The sequence below is a fragment of the Cellvibrio sp. ARAG 10.3 genome (genome assembly GCF_051846955.1).
In the GTDB taxonomy this organism is placed as follows: Bacteria; Pseudomonadota; Gammaproteobacteria; order Pseudomonadales; family Cellvibrionaceae; genus Cellvibrio.
Genome location: NZ_JBPYCU010000001.1, coordinates 153353 through 177778, shown reverse-complemented (window position 1 = coordinate 177778; position 24426 = coordinate 153353). Strand labels below are relative to the sequence as shown.

The window sequence follows — 24426 nt, the reverse complement described above, 5'->3', positions numbered from 1 at the left end:
CGTCGTTAATTGAAAGAACAGGAGAAACCATGAGCTGGCTCCCCGATGCTGAACCCCAATGTGTGGACCATGCTGGCGATGTGTCGCCGGTGGAATTGATTATTGAGCCCAAGGCGCGCGATCTGGGTGATTTTGAGGTGCGGCGGGTGTTGCCGTCGAGTAAGCGGCAGATGGTGGGGCCGTTTATCTTTTTTGATCATATGGGGCCGGCGCATTTTGGTGTGGGTCAGGGGATGGATGTGCGGCCGCATCCGCATATTGGGCTAGCGACGGTGACTTATTTGTATAGCGGTTCGATCTTGCATCGCGATAGCCTCGGTTGCACGCAGCTGATTACACCCGGTGCGATTAACTGGATGACGGCGGGGCGGGGGATTACGCATTCGGAGCGCAGCAGTGATCAGGCGCGGCAGCGGCATCAGGTGTTGGAGGGTTTGCAGTTGTGGGTGGCCTTGCCTAAAGAGCATGAGGAGGTTGAGCCGTCGTTTGTGCATTATCCGCCGGAGGATTTGCCAGAGCTGGATCGGGATGGGGCGCGGATTCGGGTGTTGGCGGGGCATGCATTTGGGGTGGATTCGCCGGTTAAAACCTTGTCGCCTCTGGTGTATGTAGATATTGCCTTGCATCCGGGCAAGGTGCTTCAGCTGGATGTCGACTACGCCGAGCGGGCGATTTATGTGGTTAAAGGTGAGATCACCCTGGCCGGTGAAACCTACGCTGCCGGGCGTATGTTGGTGTTGCGGAAAAACAGCGAGGTGACCTTTCGCGCCGATGAAGAAACCCAACTGGTGGTGGTTGGGGGTGAACCACTTGATGGCCCGCGTATCGCCTGGTGGAATTTTGTGTCCAGCAGCCGCGAGCGCATTGAACAGGCCAAGGCGGATTGGCAGGCGGGGCGGTTTGCCCAGGTGCCCGGTGAGACGGAGTTTATTCCGTTACCGGACCGTTAACCGCGGGTTTATGGCTGCTCCGTCTCTGCAATGATGGTGCAGTTCCGGCCGATGGATTTAGCCTTATAGAGCGCGGCATCGACCCGCCGGAATGCGGACGCAAAGTCCTCGTCTTGCTGGATGGTGCCGACGCCGAAGCTGGCGGTAATCGTCACCGGCTTCTCTTCTTCAAACATCGTATCGCTGATGATCTTGCGAATTTTTTCCGCCAGATAAAACGCGTTATCGATGCTGGTCTTGGGGCAGATCAAAATAAATTCCTCACCACCCCAGCGCCCAAAGATATCCTCGCTGCGAATATTGCTGCTCACAATCAACGTAAATTGTTTAAGGATGTTGTCGCCCACATCGTGGCCGCGCCGGTCGTTGATACGTTTGAAGTGATCGATGTCAATAATGATCAAGGCGATGGAATTTTTGCGCGGGTCGGCGAGCAATTGGGTGATGCTTTTATCAATAGCGTAGCGGTTGTAGATACCGGTCAGGGCGTCCAGATTCGATAGCGTCTGGAAGCGCGACTTTTCTGTTTGCAAGCGGGAATTGCTGACTGCCAGCTCATTAATCCGCTGTTTGGCTTGCTGGCCTTCCTGCTTCAGCCGGACCATCCGCACGCCTATCACCAGCAGGCCAGACAATATCCAGGCCACCAGAATACTCAGGTACCAATGCTCCGGCGAGATCAAATCCCCGGTGAAACTCAGGGATTCCACCGTTACATCATGATTGCCCGGCGGCAAACCCTCGACGAATTCAATGCCGATAAACACCACATTACTGACGTCAGGGCGCGCTAAATGGCGGGGCAAATCGAATTGTTCGATCCACCATTCAGCCACGGTAAATTCGGTCAAATTGATGCTGATTTTTTTGTTGAAGTCCTCCTGACGCAGCATCACGAATTGAAATTTGGAGCTATTGGTATCCTCCAGCGTGCTGAAACGCGTATCAAAATTGCGCAAAACTATCCGCATTTTTTTGGCTGGGCCGGTGTAATTCAGCTTGACGTCTAACGTGGAATAACTGGATAAGTCCCACCCTTGGGTGACATCCGCTACTAAAACCATCGAAAAACTGCACACCAGCCATCCTTCCAATTCCTCGCTGATACAGCGCCACTGATGCTTGCTTTGATCGATAAATTCAAAGCGCGTCTTGCTGCCTTCGGGCGCGGCCAGATAATAAAAGGTGTCGTAATGCTGCGTGCTAGGCACCACCACAATGGTTTTCTTGGGCAGATACTTTTGCAGCCCTATCGCACCCACAGACGCAATAATCGCTAACAGCAGCACCAGGTTCAGGGTGTTGAGTTTTTTCATAGGAGGGGGAATCGCAACCAACGGCATGCCCTAAGTATTGTAGAAAAAATCCAGATTGCCACTGACAAACAAAGAAAATTGCGCCACGAATAAATTGAGAAGAATTCTCATAACTCCATAAATAAAGCTAAATCCGCCAACAGTTACGCCTTTATCAACCCTCGCCCGAAAAAAATCGAACAATTGCCAAAATTCCGTCAACCTTTAGTTTTTTGCACGGTCAGCTTTTAAAGCGATTTCTGGTTTTCATCTTTTCGTTTCGCTTTCTAAGAGGACACAACGCATGCTCGCCATGAACTATCGAGGTCCACAACGTGTGCGGGTTTCGCAAAAACCCATGCCGGACATTCTCCACCCAGAAGATGCCATCGTGCGCGTAACGCGCTCCTGCATTTGCGGCTCCGATTTGCATCTCTATAACGGCAACGTGCCGGATACGCGCGTCGGCAGCACATTTGGCCACGAATTTGTCGGCGTGGTAGAAGAAATCGGGGCGGATGTGCATAACATTCGCGTCGGCGACAGAGTCATCGTGCCGTTTAATATTGCCTGCGGCCGCTGCGTTTTTTGCAAGCAGGGTTTATACGGCAACTGCCACGAATCCAATTCACAAGCCACCGCTGTGGGCGGCATCTATGGTTACTCACACATGGCCGGCGGCTACGACGGTGGCCAGGCCGAATACGTGCGCGTGCCCTACGCCAATGTCGGCCCGACGGTAATTCCGCCGGGCATGGATCTTGATGACGCCGTGTTGCTGACCGACGTCGTCCCCACCGGTTACCAGGCGGCGGAGATGGGCGGCATCCAGCGCGGCGATACGGTAGTGATCTTCGGTGCGGGACCCATCGGCATCATGGCCGCGCGTTGCTCATGGCTATTCGGCGCGGGTCGGGTGATTGTGATCGATCAACTCGATTACCGTTTGGAATTTGCAAAAAATTACGCGCAATGCGAAATCTATAATTTTTTATCGCTTGAAGACCCGGTGGTTTTTATCAAAAAAATTACCGACTCACTCGGTGCCGACGTCTGCATTGATGCCGTCGGCGCCGAAGCCGCCGGCAGTGCGATGCAAACCATCACCGGCCGGAAAATGTTACTGCAAGCCGGCTCAGCCACAGCCTTGCAGTGGGCGATTAACTCGGTAAAAAAAGGCGGCATTGTATCGGTAGTTGGTGTGTACGGCCCCACCGGAAATTTGGTACCGATGGGCAATGTGTTAAATAAAGGCATCACCCTGCGCGCAAATCAGGCCTCGGTAAAACGCTTGCTGCCACGGCTGATTGAACATGTGCAAAACGGCATCATCGATCCCAAAGCCCTGATTACTCACCGCATTCCACTGGAAGACGCCGCCGATGCCTACCGCATTTTTTCCGACAAACTCGACGGCTGCATCAAACCGGTACTCATCACGCCCACAGCCAACCAATAAATTTTTGCAGAGGAGAACATCATGGAAAATGCTGACAACGATCAATCCACCTCTCCCGACATGTCCCACATCAAAGGCTGGGGAATTGACGCCGATCCAAAAAATGACCCCACCTATCCCATGCGCAACCGCAGCGAAGGCGGTGACCAGGGCTACCATTGGCAACGCCCGCCACTACAGGAAAAAACAGTAGAAGTACTGCACTCCATCGAACGCCCCAATGTAACCGCTGTATTCGGCACCTCCGTACCACCCACCGGCCTCAGCGGCTGGATTCGCCGATGCGCCTTTAAATACAGCGAAGGCAGTTTTGGCCACTGGCTACCCTTGTTATTGGCGGACAGAGTGAACGAAGTGGAAGGCGTGATTGATGACCTCTCTCACGGAAACCTGCCAAATATCTGCGCAGAACGCGGTATGAAAGCCCAGTGGAAACACGACCAACGCGCAGTGATGAATAAAGTTACGTTAGGTTTGGGGTTGCTGGCGGCGGCGGTTGTGGTGGGTGGTCGTAGCAGGAATCGATAATTTTAAAAACGGAATACGGAATCTAAAGAGCCGCTGCTTATTTGCAGCGGTTTTTCTTATTCGAATCATGAAATTCTCCCTTTCCACGCACAAAATCGAAGCACAAGTCCATCTTTATCCTATTTTTACCGTACGGGATAAAACTTCAATTTTTCCAGCGAAAAGTCCATTTCTTTACCGTACGGTAACTATTTGGTTGACCACGGTATATTTACTCGCTAATTTTTACCGTACAGTAATTTTTATGGCCAATCAGATGAAAGGACAAGCGGAATATGGTGTCATTCGGTCTGCCGAAGAGTTGGGCAAGTTGGCGCGTGCGCACAGGAGACAACGCAAGCTGACCCTGGAAACTATCTCAGGGCTGGGCAATGTGAGTACTCGTTTCTTATCCGAGTTTGAGCGGGGTAAGGAAACCGCCGAGTTGGGCAAGGTATTGAAAGCCCTGCGCACCTTGGGGTTAGAGGTCATTATCCAGCCGCGAGGTGGTGCATCACACGCGTCATCGTTAAAGCAAAAGGAGGATAAGAATGCTTGATGGCCTTAATGTCTGGAGCGGCTTACAGCTGGTAGGGTATTTGTGGCGCAACGCCCAGGGGTTAATGGGGGGTTTCGTTAACTCCGATGGGCACGTAAAAAATCTGTCTTTACTTTACCTGCCACAAAAAAATCCGGTTAGCGCTCGCGCTTCCTTCAAGAAAGGGTGCGTGTATTAGCAACCGCATTGTTGCAACAATTACAGCCAGTGAAGGAGCAATTTGAAACTCTCTATGGCGCTTATCCTGCCTTGCAACGGGTAGAGCAAGTAGTTACCAAGCAATGCCGCTGCGCACTGGCTTTTTAATCTGCTCGTTCTTACAGAGAGGGCGGCGGCAGTGAAATATCGTGTTATTCGCATATACCCGGACGTCGTCTATTCTTTCATAAGCAGAATGTGGGGGATTAATCTGTACCCGCTTGACATATCCTATGGAACAGGTTCAACGGATGATTTGGCTTTTCCGCCGTAAAGTTCCTTCTGGTAATTTGACTGGTATCAGGCTTATTAAATCTGCGTGACTAATAAAATGCTAGATAGCGTTTTTGCTATGCATGATATGCGCATAACAAGTAATAAAGTTCTTGGGCCGGCTAAACTTTAAATGGCGTCGGGTGGAGTGGGCTTCTACGTTCCCTGCGTTCACCATAGTCGTAAGGTTTTACGCAAAGTCTTCAATGCTCCGAAAGTGAAAGTGCGGCACATCCAGTTATGTGCACGTATTGTTGCATTCCAATAATTAGTGATTATGTTTAAGGGCTTGGTTATGTAATAGTCAATAGATAATTGAATCCAACTGATGAATAACGAGAGCAGAAAATCTTCTGCTGCAGTCTCATCGGGCTGTGCTCCAGAGGGGGATACCAATAGGAGAGTCGTGAAAACGGGAAGCACACGAGATTGGATCGATACTGGAAGTTATTAGACCAGTATCTAACTCGATGTGAGACTAGGTTTGAAAAACCGAGTTCTGCGGGACAATCTGAAAATATGAGAATAATGTAATATTGAGAGCTGGGATATTTTCAGGATTTTGGCCGATTAATCAAATTACAATTAAAGTCTTCATAGTAGCATGTAAGTTTTCTAATCTAAGGTTATTAAAAATATGGAATTTTACAAGTAATGATAGAGTTGATTATTTAATGGCTGTAGCTAATAAAAAGACAAGCTTTCAGCGGTTTATTCGTTCGCTAAATAGTGTTATGGCTGAATATCAGGTTACAGCTGATGCATTGATAGGTGCTGCGCTATCTTCCTGGTGTAAACAATCATTTAAAGGGTTGCCCCGGCCAGGTCTTCCTGCGCCTGTCATACTGCAGCAAAATCCGGCAGTGGTCGACTTTGTTGATTTCATCAAGCAATTAGATTTGCCGGAGGCAACTTATTGGTTTTCGTCTGCTTATGCTCATTTGATTGGAGATAATAATCGAAAGCAGTTGGCGATGTTTTTTACTCCACCTTCGTTGACGAAGCGACTGCTGGACGATTTGGAGGAGAGTGGCGTTGATTACACTGAAAACAGCTTTTGCGACCCTGCTTGTGGAGGGGCGGCGTTCCTAACTCCAATTGCAATGAGGATGCGAAACGCGCTGCTTTCGAAAAAAAATTCACCTAAGAAAATACTTTTTCATGCTCAAAGAAACTTATATGGAACTGACAAGGACGAAACGCTATGTAAGCTTTCAAGGCATTTCTTGTTAATGGTTTTTCATAAAGAGATAACTACTTCTGGAGTCACTCCGAAATTCCATATTTCATGCGCTGATGCACTACATCAGCCTTCTTCATTAGCGCGGAAAGTGGATGTTGTCGTCTGCAATCCGCCATTTCGAAAAATGAAATCTGCAGAGGTCGACCTATACATTGATAAATACTCTGAAATAGTAGAGGGTCAGCCAAATCTCTACGCGCTTTTCATGGTTTTGTGCATAAATCTGCTGGCTTCTAGTGGGCGATGTGCTCTGGTGACCCCCACAAGCTTCCTGTCAGGACAATACTTTTCAAAGTTACGTACTTACTTAATATCTCATACAAAATTGCTTGGTATTGGGATGGTGAGTGATCGCTCAGGAATATTCATTGATGTAGAGCAAGAGACTGCTCTTACTTTAATGCAGCGCCATGAGGGTCTGTCGGATAGAGTCGTACCTATTTGTGTGGTATCTAGAGATGGGCAGTATGTAAATGTGGGGAAGTGTCTTTTGCCAAGTTCTGAATCAGCTTGGCCGATTCCTAGGTCGGAAAGCGATATAGAGTTACTGCGTCTGACGTCCAGTTCAAAGTTTACTATTGTTGACTATGGCTATAGAGTCCGAGTTGGTGCTTTCGTATGGAATCGTGATCGCCGCCCTACCTACTTATCGCATAAGGATGTTGTTAATAAAAAAGCCGATTCGGCAGTTCCGCTTATTTGGTCAAGTGATATAGCATCAGGTGCGCGCTTAAGATTTGATGGAAAGCCTAAGTTTAATAAAGAGCCCTGTTTTGTAGATCTAGGCTCAAGGTTTCATAGGTCAGTAGTTCAAAACCCCAGTGTCATACTTCAGCGTGTAACTTCAAACGATCAATCCAGACGCCTGATTGCGACTGTTGTTCCAAGTAAACTATTTGAAACTTATGGAGGGTTTGTTGGTGAAAACCACATTGTTATTTTAGAGCAGGTGATTGAGACACCCGCTCTGGAACCTGAAAGATTAGCCCTTCTACTAAAATCTTCAATAATTGATAGGTATTTTCGATGTATTTCTGGAGCAACAAATGTCTCCGTTTTTGAACTTAAGCAGTTGCCCCTTCCAGATCCAGTTCAGCTGAAGAAATTTTTGGCACGTGGTCTAGAATTTGAAAAAGCAGTACAAAATGCATTTGCGATCGGCCAGTCGTAAACTAATAGATTCTTAGGATAAGTTCTATGGCACGTAAAGATAAACTAAAGAGTTTAAAGGAAGCTGATAAGCAACGGAAAGAAGCTAGAGAGAATGTGCTGGCCGCAATTGCTAGGAAAAATAAAAACAAAGCTAGACATTCTTTCAAAAAAGAAAAGTCAAATGTTGATAAGAGGGGAATGCAAGAAGTTAAATCTTTGCCACCAGTTACACAGCGAGTAGGTAATTCGTTGATAGACCTGTTTGTTGATGACGATCCATTATTGCGCGTTCCATCTAGTACATTAATTAAATTGGCTGACCTGTACTTGCATGCAGCTGAGCATCGGACACGACATATTGCGCTTGTATGGCCGGCGCCCATAAGGTCTTTGACATTAGTCCATACTTTGGCAACGATCGCGAGGTGGAGAGAAGGAGATAAGCAAGGAGTTAGAGGGGTCCTTTTTCCGGTTAAATCGAATGTATTCTATCCCCTTAATCATATCCATCTTGATCGAACTGCAGTGCTAGATATAGCAAATAGACTTGCCGAGGTGTTCCCCAATAGCTTGGTTAAGCGTTCTTTACCTGATAAAGATGCGTACTTTTACTCACTCAGCGATACCAGTCTGCCAAATGCGGAAGGCCAGAATTTCAATCCAACCGTAGGAGAATTGCTGCCCACATTTTTTGCTGCGCCTGAATTTCAAGAATGGAAATCCTGCGCCGATAAATTACTTTCAATCATACGCACTAAATTGCTTAAGCGCTCACATGCCAAATCCTTGAAGGAATTGCATTGTAAAGTTATAGGGTCGCCTGCATCAGCTCCGGATGCTTTGTTTGCGCTGGATGGGCGAATGTCAAATGATGAGTTGAATAAAGCACTCAAGGAACTTAACAATCTCTCTCCGCCTGAAGTGGTGGTAATTTCTGCGACACGTGCTGTTCGATCTGAGGCTCTTGGCTGGAGGGGACGGACTGCACGTTTCTGCATGATGCTAGAAGAGATTTTTCAGGAAAAGACCCCCGGTGTAATTATTGTTACGGATGAGCCGCATTCGGCATACAAGCTAAAGGATGAGCTCTGGAAACGTAATAATAAACGTGAATCAGATCTGCGTTGGAAATCACCTCATGAATACAAGATTGATGCTTTTCCGAGCATTGTGGGATCTGAAGAGCTATTGCTTAAAGGGGCATACGAGTGTTTACATCCAATGCCGAAAGAGTTTGAAGTCTACATTGTTGACTCGGATGTCGCGAAGGTTGCCAATAAACTGACTCGCATTGCTAGAGACATCCCCTGCGGAAAAGAAGGAGCCAAACCCTTGATCGACGCAGCGGCGTATGTTTCACGTATTGCTGCTCTTCCATGCGGTATAAAGCATTTAGCTGAATATTTGTCAGGGCCTGATATAGCCATGCACACTCGCGTAGCTTTTGATTGGCCTACTCAAATTGGTGTTCTGAACCAATTTGATCATGATGTGGGAGTTGGAGAATACCGGTCAGCGTTGATGGACTGTATAGGTAAAGGCTCTGAGCTGTATGTCAGCTATCAAGAAGCAACTCCCTTTGCTCATAAGCTGGCCGATCTCGTGGCAAATGCAGCCACAGGAAATAAGCACCAAGTTACCGTCGTGTTTACAAGTGCTCTTTATCGTAGACTGGCTGAGCGATTTTTAGCAGAGTATCGTCAATATCCAGGGGGTATTCTATTCGAGGCTTTCAACAATCGAGTTCATCTCATTTCAGCCACGAATTTTGAAGAACATCTGGCACAAAGTGAGAGGTCTACACTTGTCTTTGCAGGTCTGAATGAGGTCTGTCTGAGATTAATTCTTACCGATGATCGAGTGCCTGCGCACTCAGTGATTCTTCTCACGCAACGAGCAGGGCAATTTTTACGTGCGTCCCTTAAGCCCATTATCGAAAATTTCTCAGAGTTTAGATCTTTTAAGCCACGGATAGAATCAATTCTTCGTCAATTAAAGGATCTACCGAACGATGCATCAGTTTTGTCTACCAGTGATTATACTTTGCCTACATTTCGTATAGACCTTTCCTCGGAAGTATCCACTGAGCACAACGACATCGATTCTGATACATGGATCATTCGTCTGGACAATGGAACTACTCTGTATCGACGAGATAGCTCTGAGGTCTACGTATATGATCCCACATCACTGTACTCATCAGACCGGGGGTTCAAAGCCTGTCAAATAAAGTCATTGGAAGTGGGTGACAAGCTTTTTGTTATGTCGGCTGAACTGCGTGAAATGGTTGAGCATGTGCTACGTCAGGCTGGTGTTCCCATTCATACGGATAAGACATTTGAAGCCGCACTGCGCAGCTATCATGAACAAGTACAAACGCGTTTCTCTAAAAAATTTTCTGAAGGAACGATTACCGATAAGGTTAGAGAACTTCGTAAGCGAATGCTCGAGCTTGATCCTAAGCTGGAAGACGATTTACCCAAAGAAACGTCAATGCGCCAATGGATAGACTTGGGTGAATCGCCAAATACACCATTCGAAGAGCTTCGGCCACAAGCTCCACGAAGTGAAGCAGCATTCAAAGCATTTGCAGATGTTTTAGAATTTTCCTCCCTCGAAGCAGCATATCAATGGCAACGCGTTATTATGGCTGTTCGAACATCGCGCCGATTGGATGGGCGACATATATCGGATATCTACGCTTATATGCTATTGCAGCCCGAATCAGTCATGACTCAGTCTAATATCAGTCGACAGACGCTTACACTATTATTCGATGCTGCTCGTGAGAGCGTGGCCACCGTTGAATGTATTGGCCCTATCAAGGAACAGAATCTATGAATCAAACTATAGTCCGAGAAGATCCCTCAAAGATTTCTTCCACATTGAAGGAGGCAGTGGTCGATAGCATTCTCAACCTGACCTATGCCCAACTGAGCGGCCAGGGGCCCACAGGCCAATATCTGTTCGGGGCTCGCCCAAGGGCGCTTTTGAATTCTGGCTTTCTCCTGCCTCAACGTAATCCTTCTGGCGACGACGAGGTGACTTCACCGATCTGGATTTCATCACACGGGTTGCAGATGCAGCTCAACGCGACGTCTAACTCGGTGATAACAATTCAGCCACAGCTTTCACTGTACGTGCGTGTTTTACCTCACGAAGAGGATCTCAGGCGTCCCGACTGCAGGCCAGTCTTCATGTTGAGGCAGGCTGTGATTGATGAACTCAAAGCCGAGCGTAACAAGCGCCTAGATCAAGAATGGGAGAAGGCCAGAGGCACATACGCATCCAAGTGGAAGCATCCAGGTTGGCTCGAGATTCGCCAGAAGGTTGTTGATGAGGTATATGCCGCCAAGGGAATCCCAAGACATCTGCTGACTTCTGACTTACCACAGGAAGCAACTGAAACTGAAGCAAGTCGCGAGACCGAAGGAGATGAATCAGGTGATACGGTGAAAGAAGCATTTCCTGTTGCCACGACTGGAATACCTCCAATCAAGGACGAACACTTTGAACCCCTAGCTGTTCCTCACAAGTGGATGCGGTTGGAGATCGAGCTTCCTGTACTTGAAATAGATACTTCTAAATCCAGTATTCAACTTCAGCGTGATGCCGATGAGCATGCTTTGCGCATGAACGACGCTATTGTCCGACGATTGAATGAATGGATAAATAGCGATGAGCCAGGAACAGGAGGAATGAGGTGGGGATATCGCCGCCAACTCTCGATTCCGGCCAGCCAGTATACCAATTGGTCAGACTTCCTCGACAGAGTCCGAAACTCAGGCTTACCACTAGCTGTTCCAAATATTCAGCTTAGCTGGGATCTTCAATTTAATACTGATTGGCTCGACAGTTCTAAATGCAACCTGTTTTTAGCACTGGAAAATGTTAGTCCGGCTCCTCGCCAGCATGTCGACGAAACCGAAGAATCTGTCTTTCTTGTTTCGCTGCGCACGCAGTTGCCAGCAGCGCGCCACCATTCTTTAAAATTAGAGCGTATCAAGCCTTCATACCGATTCAACAAATACCTTACTTATCCGGCAATGGGACATAATTGCGGCGTCATTCGCGTAGAGTCAAAGCCCGAGCTTGCCGTGTTACAAACCACTTGGACTCCGCGCTATATACAACCTCGAATTGTGCCGACCAGTGCTAATGGCGTACAGCGGAAAGTGCGCCTACTTGCGCAGCCTGAAGGCCTTGAAGGTATAGAGCCACTCGTGCCTGCTATGCAAACATGGTTAGATTCGTTACCTCGAGAGGTGAACTCAAGAGAAGGGCTTGACGCATCTGATAGCGAAGGTATTGCACGAGAAATGGAGGCTTTACAGTCGGATATCACCAAGTGGGCAGCGGAGATTAACTCAATCGCCACAGGGCTTGAATGCTTGCAAGAGTCCAAGTCGTTATGGCAAAAGCGAGGACAACAATCTGATCCAAAAGCCTTCGTCTATGAAGCTTGGCTCGCCATGAATGAAGCGATGGCTGATTTCATGCAATCGCGATTCAAACACGACAATAATGAGTGGCGTCTGTTCCAGCTAGCTTTCATCATTGCTAACATTCCCGCGCTAGCCTCTCGTATTGAAGAGTTTCGCCATTTCTACGACGAGCGACGCGATGACGCTGTCACCCTTCTGTACTTCGCCACTGGTGGGGGGAAGTCCGAAGCCTTTTTCGGTTTGCTGGTCTTCAACCTAATGCTTGACAGGCTACGTGGAAAGCGCCGTGGTGTTACAGCTTTGATTCGTTATCCATTGCGGTTGCTTACAATTCAGCAGGCCCAACGCTGTGCTCGAGTGCTAGCTTGGGCAGAACGTGTGCGTCGACGTTATGAATACGCTGGCGATAGGTTATCCATCGGATTTTGGGTAGGTAGTGGAGGCTCGCCGAATCGCCATAACGCAAAAGGCGTCAAAAGTATTCCTCAAATTACAGCAGCTCCGCCATCGCTGGCGGATGAGGAGGAACTTCGGGAGAGCGACACGAAGTACTCAGCGGCGCTGCGTGCTTGGAGAAAGCTGCCTAAGTGCCCGTTTTGTCAGAAAGAAACTGCGTTACGTCTTTTTGTCGAGGGTGATCAGACGCTCGGCCACGTCTGTACTGATATTAAGTGCGACTCTAATCAAGGGCAATGGCAGCCTCTACCATTCTACATCGTTGATGAGGACATCTATGATTTAGCACCATCTGTGCTGCTCGGCACCGTCGACAAGCTGGCGCTTATTGGACATTCTAGTCGGACCATTCGACGCATTTATGGCATGTTCGGAGCCGCACCATGGGTCAGGCCCATCAATGGACGTCTCTATATTCCTGATAACAAAGAGCTCGCCCTAGGCCCAGAGGCCAAAGGTATGGAGGGTGTGTATCCCGCTTATAAGTCTGGTCAGCGGATATTTCATGACCCTTTTCCTAGTCTCATTATTCAGGATGAGGCGCACCTGCTTGATGAGTCATTGGGTACTTTCGCGGGGCTATTCGAGTCAACGCTAGATGCTGTATTCGAGTACCTAGGAAAGCCGCTGCGTGAGATTATTGCAGTTGATCCTCAGGGACAACGTCGACGCGCCAAGATTATCGCCGCATCAGCGACAGTTTCAGATCCAGAACGTCAGCTTGAGCATTTGTATCAACGTTCAATTCCAGCGACGCAGTTTCCTGAGCCAGGGCCTTCGCTATACAAGTCTTTCTACGCAGAGCCTGCGGAGGCCGCTGTGGAAGAAGTTGCCCGGCGAGCCAATCCAAATATCGAGGTGGCGAGCCAGCAAGCTCGTGTGTATACGGCGTTCATGACGAATGGAAAGCCCCACACTTCGACAAGTGTGGCGGTTCTTTCGGGCTTCCACTTGACCATCACTCGGCTGTTCGACAGTCTTGTAACTGGCGATGATCATCAGCTCAAGGTTGTGCAGCAGCAGCTGGCTGACAACATATCATCAGGGCCAATTCAAGAGTTACATAAAAAAAATCTTCTAGCTGCAAGCGCTTCGGAACTTATAACACTTGTCGATTTACACCGCATCGCACTGACTTATGTAACTAATAAAAAAGGTGGCGACCAAATTATGGCCGCTGAGGCAGAGGAAACGCGCAAACGTCATCTCAACGAAGGCATCGAGCTGGCTGGGATTGACACTCGGCTCATTACAGGATCAGTGGAGCAAGGTGAAATCCAAGCCGTGGTGGACACAGCTCAGCTGCGCGTGAATCCAGGACAACCTCTCCCGCCCATCCGCGAGCAATTGCGTTCCGTCATTGCCACGTCTGCCATTTCACACGGTGTTGACGTCGATGAATTTAATTCGATGTTCTTCGCCGGCATGCCATCAGATATTGCCGAGTACATCCAGGCCTCGTCTCGTGTCGGACGTATGCATATTGGCTTCGTTGTACTTCTGCCAACGCCGCAGCGCCGTCGCGATCGCCATATTGTCCACGTCTTTGATATCTTCCACCGCTTTCTTGAGCGTATGGTTCAGCCCGCAGCTATTGATCGCTGGGCTGAGCGTGCCATCGAACGTGTGTTCCCGAGCCTTTTCCAGGCATACATGCTTGGAGTATTACCAAGCCAGGAGTTGCTAAACCTCCCGGAGAACGAGAAGCAGAAGGCACCAGACTTCACGGTTATTCCAAACGTGCGAAGAGAGCTCTCCGCTAGAGGCAACGCTTTTATTGAAGAAATAAACCGATTTATCGAACTCGCCGTAGGTTTGCGAGGTGGCTTTGCTCCAGAAGGAGAAAATTACTACCGCCGGCGAATCGACCAACGTACGCGAAGGCTTATCGTGGATACATGGAGCAGTCCGCTTTGGGGTAGTGGCACGATGGATGGCTATTTTAAAAGTCAGACAGACTTATTACTAAAGCCGATGACGTCGCTACGAGATGTTGATCAAGGAGGCATCATTCAAGTTTCCTCCCGCGACGCGGAGGGACGTAAACAGTTGTCAGGCGAAGTTCAGGGGGTGATGGATTTAATTCGTCACGGTGTTGCTAATAACGACGGCACGGACAACTCACAAGCAGGAGACTGATATGGCGACAGGAAGAACATTTCTCGCACCGGAGGACGACGAGAAAATAATTAGCGCTCCGACGATGGCGCGTTCGCGCAATCAGTTGGGATCCGCGTATGCCCCCGGGGCGTTCTTCACATTCGAAGGAGGCCTTGGTGCATGTATATCAATCCCCGATCTCTCGGCATCAACCGACGAAGCGTCTATCCGGCCTGAAACCAAGGCGCAAATCATTCTTCGTCTGCAGGAAGTCTGGCAGAGTTGGTTCGCTCGCGCTTATTCAATAAATACTTCTGATCGACCAATCGACCCGCGTCAATGTCTTGATGAGGCGTTGCTCAGCGGCACTTCTGTGGCACCTCTTGCTGGTGATCGTCTTGCATTCCTAAATCCTCTTCGTATGGGCTATGCTCCTGCTCCCCTGACTTTTGTGTGTAACAAGTGTCATCTGTTTAAGAGGTTTGATTCGGCCTCTGATCTGGCTAAAAACATAAGTACTCTTCGCAATACTAAATGCACTGCAGCTGGGGCAACAGGTCCATGCCAATGGCGCCAGCTTGATGTAATTTTTGTGCATTGGTCAGGTGAATGGATGCCGGCTACACCTGGGAAGTGGGAATGGAGTGATCGCATCACAGAGGCGCGGCTATATGGAGAGGAATGCAGAATATGTGGTGGTAAGGAATTCAAGCTCAATACCCAGTCACCGCAAATCGGACAGTGGCACTTCTATTGTGCCAATTCGACCTGCGGTCATAAAGGTAGCAACGAATGGCGCCAAAATGATCGATTCACTACAGGAATATTCCGCGACCGCGCTGGTACTCGAATTGGAGAGCGCCGTATGGAACCAATTTCATACCGTGCGTCATCAGCATATTATTCTCAAGCCGAACAGTTTGTGCTCTTTCCTGAGACGGAGCATAAACTCATAACTCTTCTCGAACCTCAGATGCATGCTGAGTTGGCTATATTCATTGCGACCAAGTTCCACTTTGGTGGCGCGGAGCTCAAGCCCGATGAAATGAAGGAGGCTCTATTGGCGGCTGGTAAGGCTAGTGAGTGGGAATCCTACGAAAATATTAATCGTATGCTCAATCTCGCGGAAGCCAGTGGTGACACCGAAGCGTTTAATCTCATGAACAGTGAACTTAAAAAGCTGGTTACCCGCTGGACTACAAGTGACCCCCCGTTAGTGCGGCAATGTGTCGATTTACCTCCAGCCGTCATGATGCAACTGGCGAATCGTAGTGAATTCACTAGCCGGTTCGATCCGTTTGTCTTGGCCGTGGAACATGAGGCACTCAACCGGGGAAAACTTTCGGCTGCCTCTATTGGGGAGCGCTTTCCGTTTGTGCGCTTTAACCATCTGGATAACGATTTGGCTCCGAAGGACACTACGAAAAAAGCTGCTCAGGAAGTGGAAACCCAATACCTTATGAAAAAGCTAGGGTTGGTCGACCTCGGACTGATTCGAGAGTTTGATTTATGTCGTTTTACGTACGGCTATACTCGGGTATCAGCAACGCCCACCTTTGAAAAGCGCGGGCAGAATATGCCAGTTCGGCTACGACTATTTGATCCTCTGAGCAATGGAAAGCGCCCAGTTTACGTTGTGACCCAGGCCAATGAGGCTCTGTACGTCCGCCTGGATCCTAAAGCGGTATACGCGTGGTTGCAGGATGTTGGTGTATGCGATTTACCAGAGTGGGATGGTGACGAGTCGCTAATGTTAGGTGGACGACTGTTACAAGTAGCGCAGCCATTCGGACGGTACTTCTCGTTGCTTAAAGAGGGTGATGCGTCTACGTATCGATACGTTTACACGTTGTTGCACACATATGCGCACGTGCTTATGAAGAATATCGCGGAATTGTCTGGTTTAGACCTTGGTTCAATGGGTGAATATATTTTTCCATTGGATTTAGCATTTGTCGTATACCGAAACGGTACGACGATGGATCTCGGAAACTTATCATCGCTGTGGCGCAATGAGAACAACCGTTTCCTGTCGCGACTGTTGGAAACCTCGACACACCGCTGCAATTCTGGAAGACTTTGTGATAGTGCTGGCGGAGCGTGCCCCGATTGCATAATGATCCCCGAGACTTCCTGCGTTGCGCAGAACCAGCTATTGTCACGCGCCGTCCTCAAGGGCGGGCCAGCTCCACGGGAAGATTCAACTCATAAGGGACAGCGGATCCGAGGTTTTCTAGAAATTGTAAACCAAAATAATGAAAATTAACCGCTTGCCGCTGTAGATACTCTTGCACCTTTGTGCGAGGTTGATGCACCAACCTGTGAAATGGGGAGTTCTGTGGCGCTTGGCAAATTGCAGGAATTAATAGCTAGCAATATGTGCATCGTTTTACTACATGCGATTACAGGCGATGCCGAGCATATACCAATAACTCGCAGGCGGTACGCCTGTGTTCAAAAGCGACAATCTTAGAAAGAAATAGTGGCTGGTTAGGACAATAGGATGGCTTTCGTTTATGTCATCAAGCATGCCGGTAGATCGTCATAGCCTTCTCTCATGAAGGTTCTCTTTAAGAAGTTCATAGGACATTCATCTTTTGTCTCGGCCCATTTCATTTTGTGCATAGTTTTCAAGGTGGAAAACAGAGTCAATAACTGCAAGCTGTGTTCACTGCTATCATTAATTAAAACTTCATCGGAAGCTGCGTCTTCAATAACTTTTATCTCGGGTAATCCTACTTCTGTAAGCTCTATAAGAAGCGCGAGTTGTGATAAAGGATAAAGAAAGTTACATGATTATTAATACTAATTTCTGGTCGATGAGTTTGCAGTTGCGCTTGGATTTGATTCTAACTATTTGTCCTTATGGCGATCCATTTTTTTAGGAACGTCCGGTTCATTTTCCTCTCGTGCTGAATTTTTTTTTACTAACTTTGGCTTACGTTCTTCCGATGTGTACTCTTCAGCCTCGTCTGGAAATGACTCCGCATCTGTTGAGCTAAGAGCTTTTTCACCTCCCACCAAAAGTCCTGACTCTTCAAAATCTGCTGTATCAGCTTCTGATAATTGCTTACCCCTTGCCTCTGCTCTTTTGCGTACCCACTCCCAGTATTCGTCGCTGCCGGGAGTAGGTTTTTTATTCTCGGTCATATGAGATCCTTGTAACAAAAATCTTCTCGTTTGTTGTATGAGAAGCCCCTCTTGCTATCTAGATAGTGGTTTCTGACTCGTTCATTAATTGGATTCATAATGCGTAGCTGAGTTGCACCGATAGCGTCAGCATAGGTCTCGGCGGCAATAATAGTAATGTCAGTCACTAAACCTGTTAAAGCATTTTTTTCCGGTGATGCTTCTATGAAATCCAGGCGCAATTTGCTACCACTCCATGTGGGACGGCCAAGAGCTAAACCGGATAAGAAATGACCCTTGTACCATATGGCCAGTTCAAATCTTTTTGGGTTTAGCCAAGCATAATTGCCGACGCTTTTCATCCATGGCCAATCAACGCGCCTGAATGGGGAGCTATGCCAAGCGCCTGCTTGGGATCTGGCTCTAAAGTCAATGGCAGAAAGATTAACAGCTGCGCGAGTATTAACTGCCTGACCTAAACTGTTGGTCATAATCACAGGTAGTGCCAGTGCTGCGATCTCCCGTGCCTTATTCCGAATTACTTCATGCTGATCTTCTGTGGCTCTATGAGTATGCTTCATTGGCTTCATGTAGATCTATTCCTTTCGTTGTTAGCTTATCCATTGGATAGTTTGATTCTTAGTTAAAGATAAATACCGACCAATCTGATCCTAGACTCTTCAAGAATGAAATGTCGTGATCAGTGTGTAATTTTTGATTAATGGCGGGTGAGCGAAGAAATCGAGGTGACTAATTGAAGGAAAAAATGGCGCACCCGACAGGATTCGAACCTGTGACCAACGGCTTCGGAAGCCGCTACTCTATCCAGCTGAGCTACGGGTGCTGGAAACTGATTTTCTAAACAAGACCATCATGTGCTGGTCGTTCTAGCAGTGCTTCGCACTGCCGCTACTCCCCTCGCCAGGCTCGGGTCCTGCCAGCCAACAGGTTGGCTGGCGTTCGGCTGCGCGCGAAACATGTTTCGCAAACGCTTGCCTCACCCAGCTGAGCTACGGGTGCTGGAAACTGATAGCTATCAGAAGGTCGGCGATTTTACTTGTCTCGGCGGCCTGAGTCCATGGCCAATTTGGTTGAGACGATATTTTCCGGTGATCCGGCCAGGTCTTGCAGCGTCAGGGTCTGGCTGATGGCGACGGAGCCCAGGCTTTGGCTGATGGTGCCGAACGGGAAGTCGTCGATCATGCGTTCCAGGCGCGGCAGGCAGCGCTTGAGGTTGGTGTAGTGGCGAAAGCGTGAGAACCAGCTGGCGTTGGGGATGCGCGGTTGGTCCGGGTCTATCTCCCAGGGGTGCAGGTAGAAGATTTGCGGTTTGGTCTGGTTGAGGCTGGCGCGGTCGAACAGCCAGCGCGACAGGGCGTAGGGGTATTGGCGGAAGTATCCGCCGCCTGCGGCGGGTATGGCTTGCCCGAGTACCTTGGCGGTCGTGAGCGGGAATTCCGTCAGGCGGGCGCCGCTGCTGGTTACGATGGTGTAGGGGGCTTCCGGGCTGCCGGGAATGCCGTAATTGTCGTGGCGCGTCGGGAAGATGCTAGAGTCCCAGGTGAAGCCCAGCTCTGCGAGGATATCCAGCGCCCAGAGCGATTTACGGGTGATCGAGTAGCTGGCGGCGCGGTAGCCGGTCACCGGGGTATTGATGATGCCTTCCAGTATCTGCTTCGAGCGCGCGGTTTCGTCGCGGAAGACGGCCGGTGTCTGGGTGTAAATCAGCTGGTGGCTGTAGCCGTGGGAAGCAATTTCATGGCCCTGGGCGTGGATGCGTTTAACCAGCTCAGGGTGGCGCTCCGCTACCCAGCCGAGGATAAAGAAGGTGATCTTGATCCCGGCGTCGTCGAACAGTTGCAGCAACTTATCCGTGTTGTCTTCCACCCGTGACGGCCATTGCGACCATTCGTTCGGCTTGACAACCTTGGCGAAGGCGGCGACCTGGTAGTAGTCCTCCACGTCGACGGTCATGGCGTGCGTCACTGCGTGTGTTTTCATAACCTCTGCCTTTATACCTTGTAATAATCGCGATACCACTTCACGAAATTGTCGATGCCGGCTTCCACTGGCGTGGTGGGTTTGTAGTCCACGTCTTCAATCAGCGCGTCGACATCGGCGTAGGTGTCCGGTACATCACCTAGTTGCAAGGGCAATAAATTCTTGATGGCTTTTTTGCCGAGGCAATCTTCCAGTACCTCAATGTAACGCAACAATTCCACCGGATTATTACTGCCGATGTTGTAGATGCGGTAAGGCGCTTTGGAGGTGGCGGGGTCCGGCGTGTCGCCGTTCCATTGCGGGTTGGCCGGTGCGACATGATCGAGGGTGCGGATCACCCCTTCGACGATGTCGTCGATGTAGGTGAAGTCACGGCGGTGATGGCCGAAGTTGAATACATCGATCGGCTCACCGGCGAGAATTTTTTTCGTGAAAATAAATAACGCCATATCCGGGCGGCCCCAGGGACCGTACACGGTAAAAAAGCGCAAGCCGGTGGTGGGGATATTGAATAAATGGCTGTAGGTATGTGCCATCAATTCGTTGGCTTTTTTGCTGGTGGCGTACAGGCTGACCGGGTGATCCACGTTATTGTGCACGGAAAACGGCATAGCGGTGTTGGCGCCGTATACAGAGCTGCTGGACGCATACACCAAGTGTTCGGTACCGATGTGGCGACAGGCTTCGAGGATATTTAAAAAGCCGGTGATATTGGAATCAATGTAGGCGTGCGGGTTGATCAACGAGTAACGCACACCCGCCTGGGCCGCCAGGTTCACTACGCGATCCGGTTTGTGTTCCTTGAAGATCTTGTCGATGGCCGCTTTGTCTTCAATGTTGGCGCGCACATCGGTGAAGCCGGTTTGCGGCAACAATTGTGCGAGGCGGTCTTTTTTGATTTGCACATCGTAATAATCGTTAAGATTATCGACACCGACCACTTCATCACCGCGCGCCAATAAACGTTTGGCCAGGCTGGAACCGATAAATCCGGCGGTGCCGGTCACTAACACTTTCATGGGAAATCCTTAATTGATTACAAGCGTGCGTCCACTGCCTCTTTAGGCAGGATGTGTTTGACATCGAAGAGCACATGGTTGGGTTTGCCGAAGGCACGAATTGCGTCGGCGCCGAGTTCACGAAATTTTTGGTGGCCGACACACAGAATGACCGCATCGTACCCCCCTGACTGGGGCTTATCAATCAGATCCAGGCCATATTCATGTTGGGCCTCGGCTTTATCTGCCCAGGGGTCGTACACATGCACATTAGCATTGTATTTTTGCAATTCGTGGATGATGTCGATGACGCGGGTATTGCGCAAATCCGGACAGTTTTCCTTAAAGGTCAGGCCCATGATCAGGATGTTGGAATCCACCACGTGGGTCTTGCGCTGGGTCATCAATTTCACTACTGAATCCGCAATAAAATTGCCCATGCCGTCATTGATACGCCGACCGGCCAGAATTACTTCGGGGTTATAACCGACTTGCTGTGCTTTATGGGTGAGGTAATAAGGGTCAACGCTGATACAGTGGCCGCCCACCAAGCCGGGACGAAAGGGCAGGAAATTCCATTTGGTGCCGGCCGCTTCAAGTACTTCCAGCGTGTCGATATTCAGGCGTTTGAAGATAAGCGCCAGCTCGTTGATCAGCGCAATGTTGATATCGCGCTGGGTATTTTCGATTACCTTGGCTGCTTCCGCCACCTTGATGCTGCTGGCCTTATGCGTGCCGACCACCACGATTTTGCGGTACAGTTGATCGACATATTCGGCGACCTCCGGTGTAGAACCGGAGGTGATCTTGGTGATGTTGTGTACCCGGTGTTGCTTGTCGCCCGGGTTGATCCGCTCGGGGCTGTAGCCGGCAAAAAAGTCGCGGTTAAACACCAGGCCCGACCCGCGCTCGATCAGCGGGACACAGATTTCTTCAGTGCAACCGGGGTATACCGTGGACTCAAACACCACGATGCTGTTCTTGCCGATCACCCGCCCCAGCAGTTGCGAGGCTTTTTCCAGCGGTGTCAGGTCAGGTTGCTTGCTCTCATTAATGGGTGTGGGCACCGTGACGATGTAAACATCACAACCTTTGATGTCGTCTTCGTGCGTTGTGTAACGCAAGGATTTCGCTTCGTTGAGTTCAGCCGCATCCAGCTCTAAGGTATGGTCGACACCGCGCCGCAATTCATCGATCCGGTGCTGATTGATATCGAAGCCGATAGTGGTAATTTTCTTGCCGAATTCGACCGCCAGAGGCAGGCCGACATAGCCGAGACCGATGATGCAAAGGGTGGGGTTGCTGGCAAACATGATGGGTGAATTTCCTTGGGCGTTCAGTTGATCCAGTGGGCGGCTAAGTTACCACATTTGGTGGCATTTTTTGTATGGCGCTGTGCGTGAAAATGTAAAGCTGCATAGCGACCTGTAATGAATTCCGACACTCTGTAAATAAGCGTTCTGATCGCCTTTTGAGTAGTCGAGTATTTGTCACAAAACCCGCTATAATGCCGGCTCATTTGCGTTCAATAACAGCCGCTTAAAAGGATTAAGCTTTGTCGTATATTCGTCTGAGCAAACATTACGTCCACTTGCCTTACCTCTACCTCGGCATTGCCGAGGCATTGTTACTGATGCTGGCTGCGTGGCTGGCACAGCGGGTGGACGCCTATATCACACGCGACCAGGTGGATTCGGAGACGATCATTTTCTATTGGTTTCCCGTTCTGGTTTTTTCGGCGGTTATGAGTTGTTGCACGCTGTCGATGGGTGTCTATTCAGCGATGGTGCGCGAAGGCAATGCGAGCATGATGCTGCGCACCCTGGTCAGTTTCTTTTTGCTTGGCAGCGTTGCCCTGTTTTTATTAAACCTGATTACCCCCGGCGATTTAATTAACCAGAGTTTTATTTTTTGGGGCGTAATCATTGCAACGGTTCTGGTATTTATTACGCGCTGGTTATTTTTGGCCGTCGTCGATACGGCCAAACTGAAACGTCGGGTCGTTCTGTACGGTGCCGGCGAACGGGCCAAAACCCTATTGCAGGATCTTGCCCCGGAAGTTGATGTGTTGGGTGTGCAAATTGCCGGCTGTGTTGCCAATGCGCGCGAGCCGGTGGAAGTCGATCAGGCGTTATTGATCGAAGAGCCGCAAGACTGGCTGAGTTTCGTTAAACAAAATCAAATTTCTGAAATTGTTGTTTCCCCCGATGAACGCCGTCGCGGTGAGGGCGGTTCGTTTCCCCTGAATGAATTTATCGATTGCAAACTGGCTGGCGTGCCGTCGAGCGATGCGCTGAGTTTTTGCGAGCGCGAATTGGGCAAGATCGATATCACCTTACTCAAGCCCAGCTGGATGTTGTTTTCTGACGGTTTCAAATATTCCAAACGGCGTTCCATTGCCAAGCGCCTGTTTGACCTGGCGTTGGCCTCGCTGTTTTTTCTGGTGCTCTGGCCGTTTATGTTATTGACTGCGCTGGCGGTAAGACTCGACAGCCCAGGCCCAATCCTGTATCACCAATTGCGCGTCGGGTTAAATGGCAAAACCTTTCGTATCTATAAATTTCGCAGCATGCGTCAGGATGCTGAAGCCGGCGGCAAGGCGATCTGGGCGCAAAAAAATGATTCCCGTGTGACCCGTGTCGGCGCCTTTATTCGCAATACCCGCCTTGATGAACTTCCCCAACTGTACAACGTGCTTACCGGTTCCATGAGCTTTGTGGGCCCGCGCCCGGAGCGCCCGGAATTTGTCAGTGACCTGGGCAAGCAAATACCCTTTTACGACATGCGCCACAAGGTCAAGCCCGGCCTGATGGGCTGGGCGCAATTGAAGTATCCCTACGGTGCATCCGTTGAAGATGCCAAAAATAAATTGCAATACGATTTGTACTACACCAAGAACCACAGTTTTCTGATGGACATGTTAATCATGATCCAGACGGTAGAAATTATTCTGTTAGGCAAGGGCGTGCATTAATTTACCTGCTGCCACAAACTCGATGAAGGAGTGAGAGCGTGAAAAAGTTTATCTGGTTGATCAGCGTGATGATGACAGGCGCTTTGATCGGCGCGTGCTCCGGTAATAAAACCGTTGCACCGCCGGTGAGCGATGGAGCGGGCGTACTGGAGGAGTATCGGATCGGTGTGGGTGATGCACTGGATATCAACGTGTGGCGCAATCCGGAATTGTCGGTATCCGTGCCTGTGCGTCCGGATGGAAAAATTTCCATGCCGCTGATTGGCGATATTGCAGCGGCTAACCTGACCACCACGGAGCTGTCGGACAACATCGTCAAGGGGCTCACCAACTATGTGCGCAGTCCGCAGGTAACCGTCATTGTTACCAACCCCAGCAGTTCGGATTTCCAGCGTCGCGTGCGCATTACCGGCGCGGTGAACAACCCGCAATCCATTCCCTACCGCGAAGGCATGACGGTATTGGATCTCGTCTTGCTCGCCGGTGGGACTAACGAATTTGCGTCCGGGAATGGCGCAAAGCTTTACCGCAAAGTAAACGGTACCGTAAAAGTATACCCGGTACGTTTGAATGATCTGGTCAACAAGGGCGATGTCAGCACTAATTATCCGCTGCAGCCTTCGGATATTGTAACGGTGCCGGAGCGCTCTTTCTGACGGTTGTCGTGACAACCCTACAGCTGGTGAG

The 24426-nt window shown here is 49.5% G+C and carries 16 protein-coding genes and 1 tRNA gene; 10 read left to right on the top strand and 7 right to left on the bottom strand.

Annotated features, from left to right (window positions below):
• The first annotated feature begins 29 nt into the window (after positions 1-29).
• A complete protein-coding gene (locus ACSV5M_RS00675) occupies positions 30-950 on the top strand; it encodes a pirin family protein (RefSeq protein WP_439173448.1) in 921 nt (306 codons plus the stop codon).
• 8 nt (positions 951-958) lie between these two features.
• Here ACSV5M_RS00675 and ACSV5M_RS00670 read toward each other — a convergent pair whose 3' ends face one another.
• Positions 959-2266 (bottom strand): GGDEF domain-containing protein, encoded by a 1308-nt coding sequence (locus tag ACSV5M_RS00670; protein WP_439173446.1) that lies wholly within the window; start codon positions 2264-2266, stop codon positions 959-961.
• Positions 2267-2549: 283 nt separating this feature from the next.
• On the opposite strand from ACSV5M_RS00670, the gene ACSV5M_RS00665 reads away from it, so the two are divergent.
• The 7 genes from ACSV5M_RS00665 (at position 2550) to ACSV5M_RS00635 (ending at position 16903) form a co-directional block, all read left to right on the top strand.
• Positions 2550-3704: a zinc-dependent alcohol dehydrogenase gene (locus tag ACSV5M_RS00665; RefSeq protein WP_439173444.1), complete on the top strand. Its 1155-nt coding sequence runs from the start codon at positions 2550-2552 to the stop codon at positions 3702-3704.
• Between the two features lie 21 nt (positions 3705-3725).
• Positions 3726-4232, top strand: a complete 507-nt coding sequence (locus tag ACSV5M_RS00660) for a hypothetical protein (protein WP_439173442.1) — start codon at positions 3726-3728, stop codon at positions 4230-4232.
• 67 nt (positions 4233-4299) lie between these two features.
• Positions 4300-4770, top strand: coding sequence for a helix-turn-helix domain-containing protein (locus ACSV5M_RS00655; protein ID WP_439173440.1), 471 nt, complete (start codon positions 4300-4302; stop codon positions 4768-4770).
• 1007 nt (positions 4771-5777) lie between these two features.
• Complete coding sequence (locus ACSV5M_RS00650) at positions 5778-7655, top strand: HsdM family class I SAM-dependent methyltransferase (protein WP_439173438.1); 1878 nt, start codon at positions 5778-5780, stop codon at positions 7653-7655.
• Positions 7656-7681: 26 nt separating this feature from the next.
• A complete protein-coding gene (locus tag ACSV5M_RS00645; protein ID WP_439173436.1) occupies positions 7682-10477 on the top strand; it encodes a hypothetical protein in 2796 nt (931 codons plus the stop codon).
• Entirely contained in the window at positions 10474-14676 is a 4203-nt protein-coding gene (locus ACSV5M_RS00640; protein ID WP_439173435.1) for a DEAD/DEAH box helicase, read from the top strand. The genes ACSV5M_RS00645 and ACSV5M_RS00640 overlap by 4 nt, the downstream gene beginning before the upstream one ends.
• Before the next feature lies 1 nt (position 14677).
• Positions 14678-16903, top strand: a complete 2226-nt coding sequence (locus ACSV5M_RS00635) for a hypothetical protein (protein WP_439173434.1) — start codon at positions 14678-14680, stop codon at positions 16901-16903.
• A gap of 587 nt (positions 16904-17490) precedes the next feature.
• Here ACSV5M_RS00635 and ACSV5M_RS00630 read toward each other — a convergent pair.
• The 6 genes from ACSV5M_RS00630 to tviB form a co-directional block, all read right to left on the bottom strand.
• Positions 17491-17787: a hypothetical protein gene (locus tag ACSV5M_RS00630; protein WP_439173433.1), complete on the bottom strand. Its 297-nt coding sequence runs from the start codon at positions 17785-17787 to the stop codon at positions 17491-17493.
• Positions 17784-18356, bottom strand: coding sequence for a hypothetical protein (locus ACSV5M_RS00625; protein WP_439173432.1), 573 nt, complete (start codon positions 18354-18356; stop codon positions 17784-17786). The genes ACSV5M_RS00630 and ACSV5M_RS00625 overlap by 4 nt, the downstream gene beginning before the upstream one ends.
• Positions 18357-18533: 177 nt before the next feature.
• Positions 18534-18610: transfer RNA gene (locus ACSV5M_RS00620), tRNA-Arg, on the bottom strand.
• 209 nt (positions 18611-18819) lie between these two features.
• Complete coding sequence (locus ACSV5M_RS00615) at positions 18820-19767, bottom strand: XrtA system polysaccharide deacetylase (RefSeq protein WP_439173431.1); 948 nt, start codon at positions 19765-19767, stop codon at positions 18820-18822.
• Positions 19768-19778: 11 nt separating this feature from the next.
• Positions 19779-20786 carry an NAD-dependent epimerase gene (locus tag ACSV5M_RS00610; protein WP_439173430.1) on the bottom strand — a complete coding sequence of 336 codons (1008 nt, stop codon included), beginning with the start codon at positions 20784-20786 and terminating at the stop codon, positions 19779-19781.
• Between the two features lie 17 nt (positions 20787-20803).
• Positions 20804-22078 carry a Vi polysaccharide biosynthesis UDP-N-acetylglucosamine C-6 dehydrogenase TviB gene (gene tviB / locus ACSV5M_RS00605; protein WP_439173429.1) on the bottom strand — a complete coding sequence of 425 codons (1275 nt, stop codon included), beginning with the start codon at positions 22076-22078 and terminating at the stop codon, positions 20804-20806.
• Positions 22079-22320: 242 nt separating this feature from the next.
• Between tviB and ACSV5M_RS00600 the strand changes: the two genes are divergently transcribed.
• Together ACSV5M_RS00600 and ACSV5M_RS00595 are read left to right on the top strand one after the other, a co-directional pair.
• A complete protein-coding gene (locus ACSV5M_RS00600; protein ID WP_439173428.1) occupies positions 22321-23739 on the top strand; it encodes a TIGR03013 family XrtA/PEP-CTERM system glycosyltransferase in 1419 nt (472 codons plus the stop codon).
• Positions 23740-23777: 38 nt separating this feature from the next.
• On the top strand, positions 23778-24395 hold the full coding sequence (locus ACSV5M_RS00595) for an XrtA/PEP-CTERM system exopolysaccharide export protein (RefSeq protein ID WP_439173427.1): 618 nt from the start codon (positions 23778-23780) through the stop codon (positions 24393-24395).
• Positions 24396-24426 lie beyond the last annotated feature (31 nt).

Excerpts from the sequence above, each read along its gene's own strand:
- ACSV5M_RS00635 (WP_439173434.1), top strand. The coding sequence starts at position 14,678 with ATGGCGACAGGAAGAACATTTCTCGCACCGGAGGACGACGAGAAAATA.
- ACSV5M_RS00615 (WP_439173431.1), bottom strand. The coding sequence starts at position 19,767 with ATGAAAACACACGCAGTGACGCACGCCATGACCGTCGACGTGGAGGAC.
- ACSV5M_RS00645 (WP_439173436.1), top strand. The coding sequence starts at position 7,682 with ATGGCACGTAAAGATAAACTAAAGAGTTTAAAGGAAGCTGATAAGCAA.
- ACSV5M_RS00665 (WP_439173444.1), top strand. The coding sequence starts at position 2,550 with ATGCTCGCCATGAACTATCGAGGTCCACAACGTGTGCGGGTTTCGCAA.
- ACSV5M_RS00655 (WP_439173440.1), top strand. The coding sequence starts at position 4,300 with ATGAAATTCTCCCTTTCCACGCACAAAATCGAAGCACAAGTCCATCTT.
- ACSV5M_RS00640 (WP_439173435.1), top strand. The coding sequence starts at position 10,474 with ATGAATCAAACTATAGTCCGAGAAGATCCCTCAAAGATTTCTTCCACA.
- tviB (WP_439173429.1), bottom strand. The coding sequence starts at position 22,078 with ATGTTTGCCAGCAACCCCACCCTTTGCATCATCGGTCTCGGCTATGTC.
- ACSV5M_RS00670 (WP_439173446.1), bottom strand. The coding sequence starts at position 2,266 with ATGAAAAAACTCAACACCCTGAACCTGGTGCTGCTGTTAGCGATTATT.
- ACSV5M_RS00660 (WP_439173442.1), top strand. The coding sequence starts at position 3,726 with ATGGAAAATGCTGACAACGATCAATCCACCTCTCCCGACATGTCCCAC.
- ACSV5M_RS00630 (WP_439173433.1), bottom strand. The coding sequence starts at position 17,787 with ATGACCGAGAATAAAAAACCTACTCCCGGCAGCGACGAATACTGGGAG.
- ACSV5M_RS00675 (WP_439173448.1), top strand. The coding sequence starts at position 30 with ATGAGCTGGCTCCCCGATGCTGAACCCCAATGTGTGGACCATGCTGGC.
- ACSV5M_RS00610 (WP_439173430.1), bottom strand. The coding sequence starts at position 20,786 with ATGAAAGTGTTAGTGACCGGCACCGCCGGATTTATCGGTTCCAGCCTG.
- ACSV5M_RS00625 (WP_439173432.1), bottom strand. The coding sequence starts at position 18,356 with ATGAAGCCAATGAAGCATACTCATAGAGCCACAGAAGATCAGCATGAA.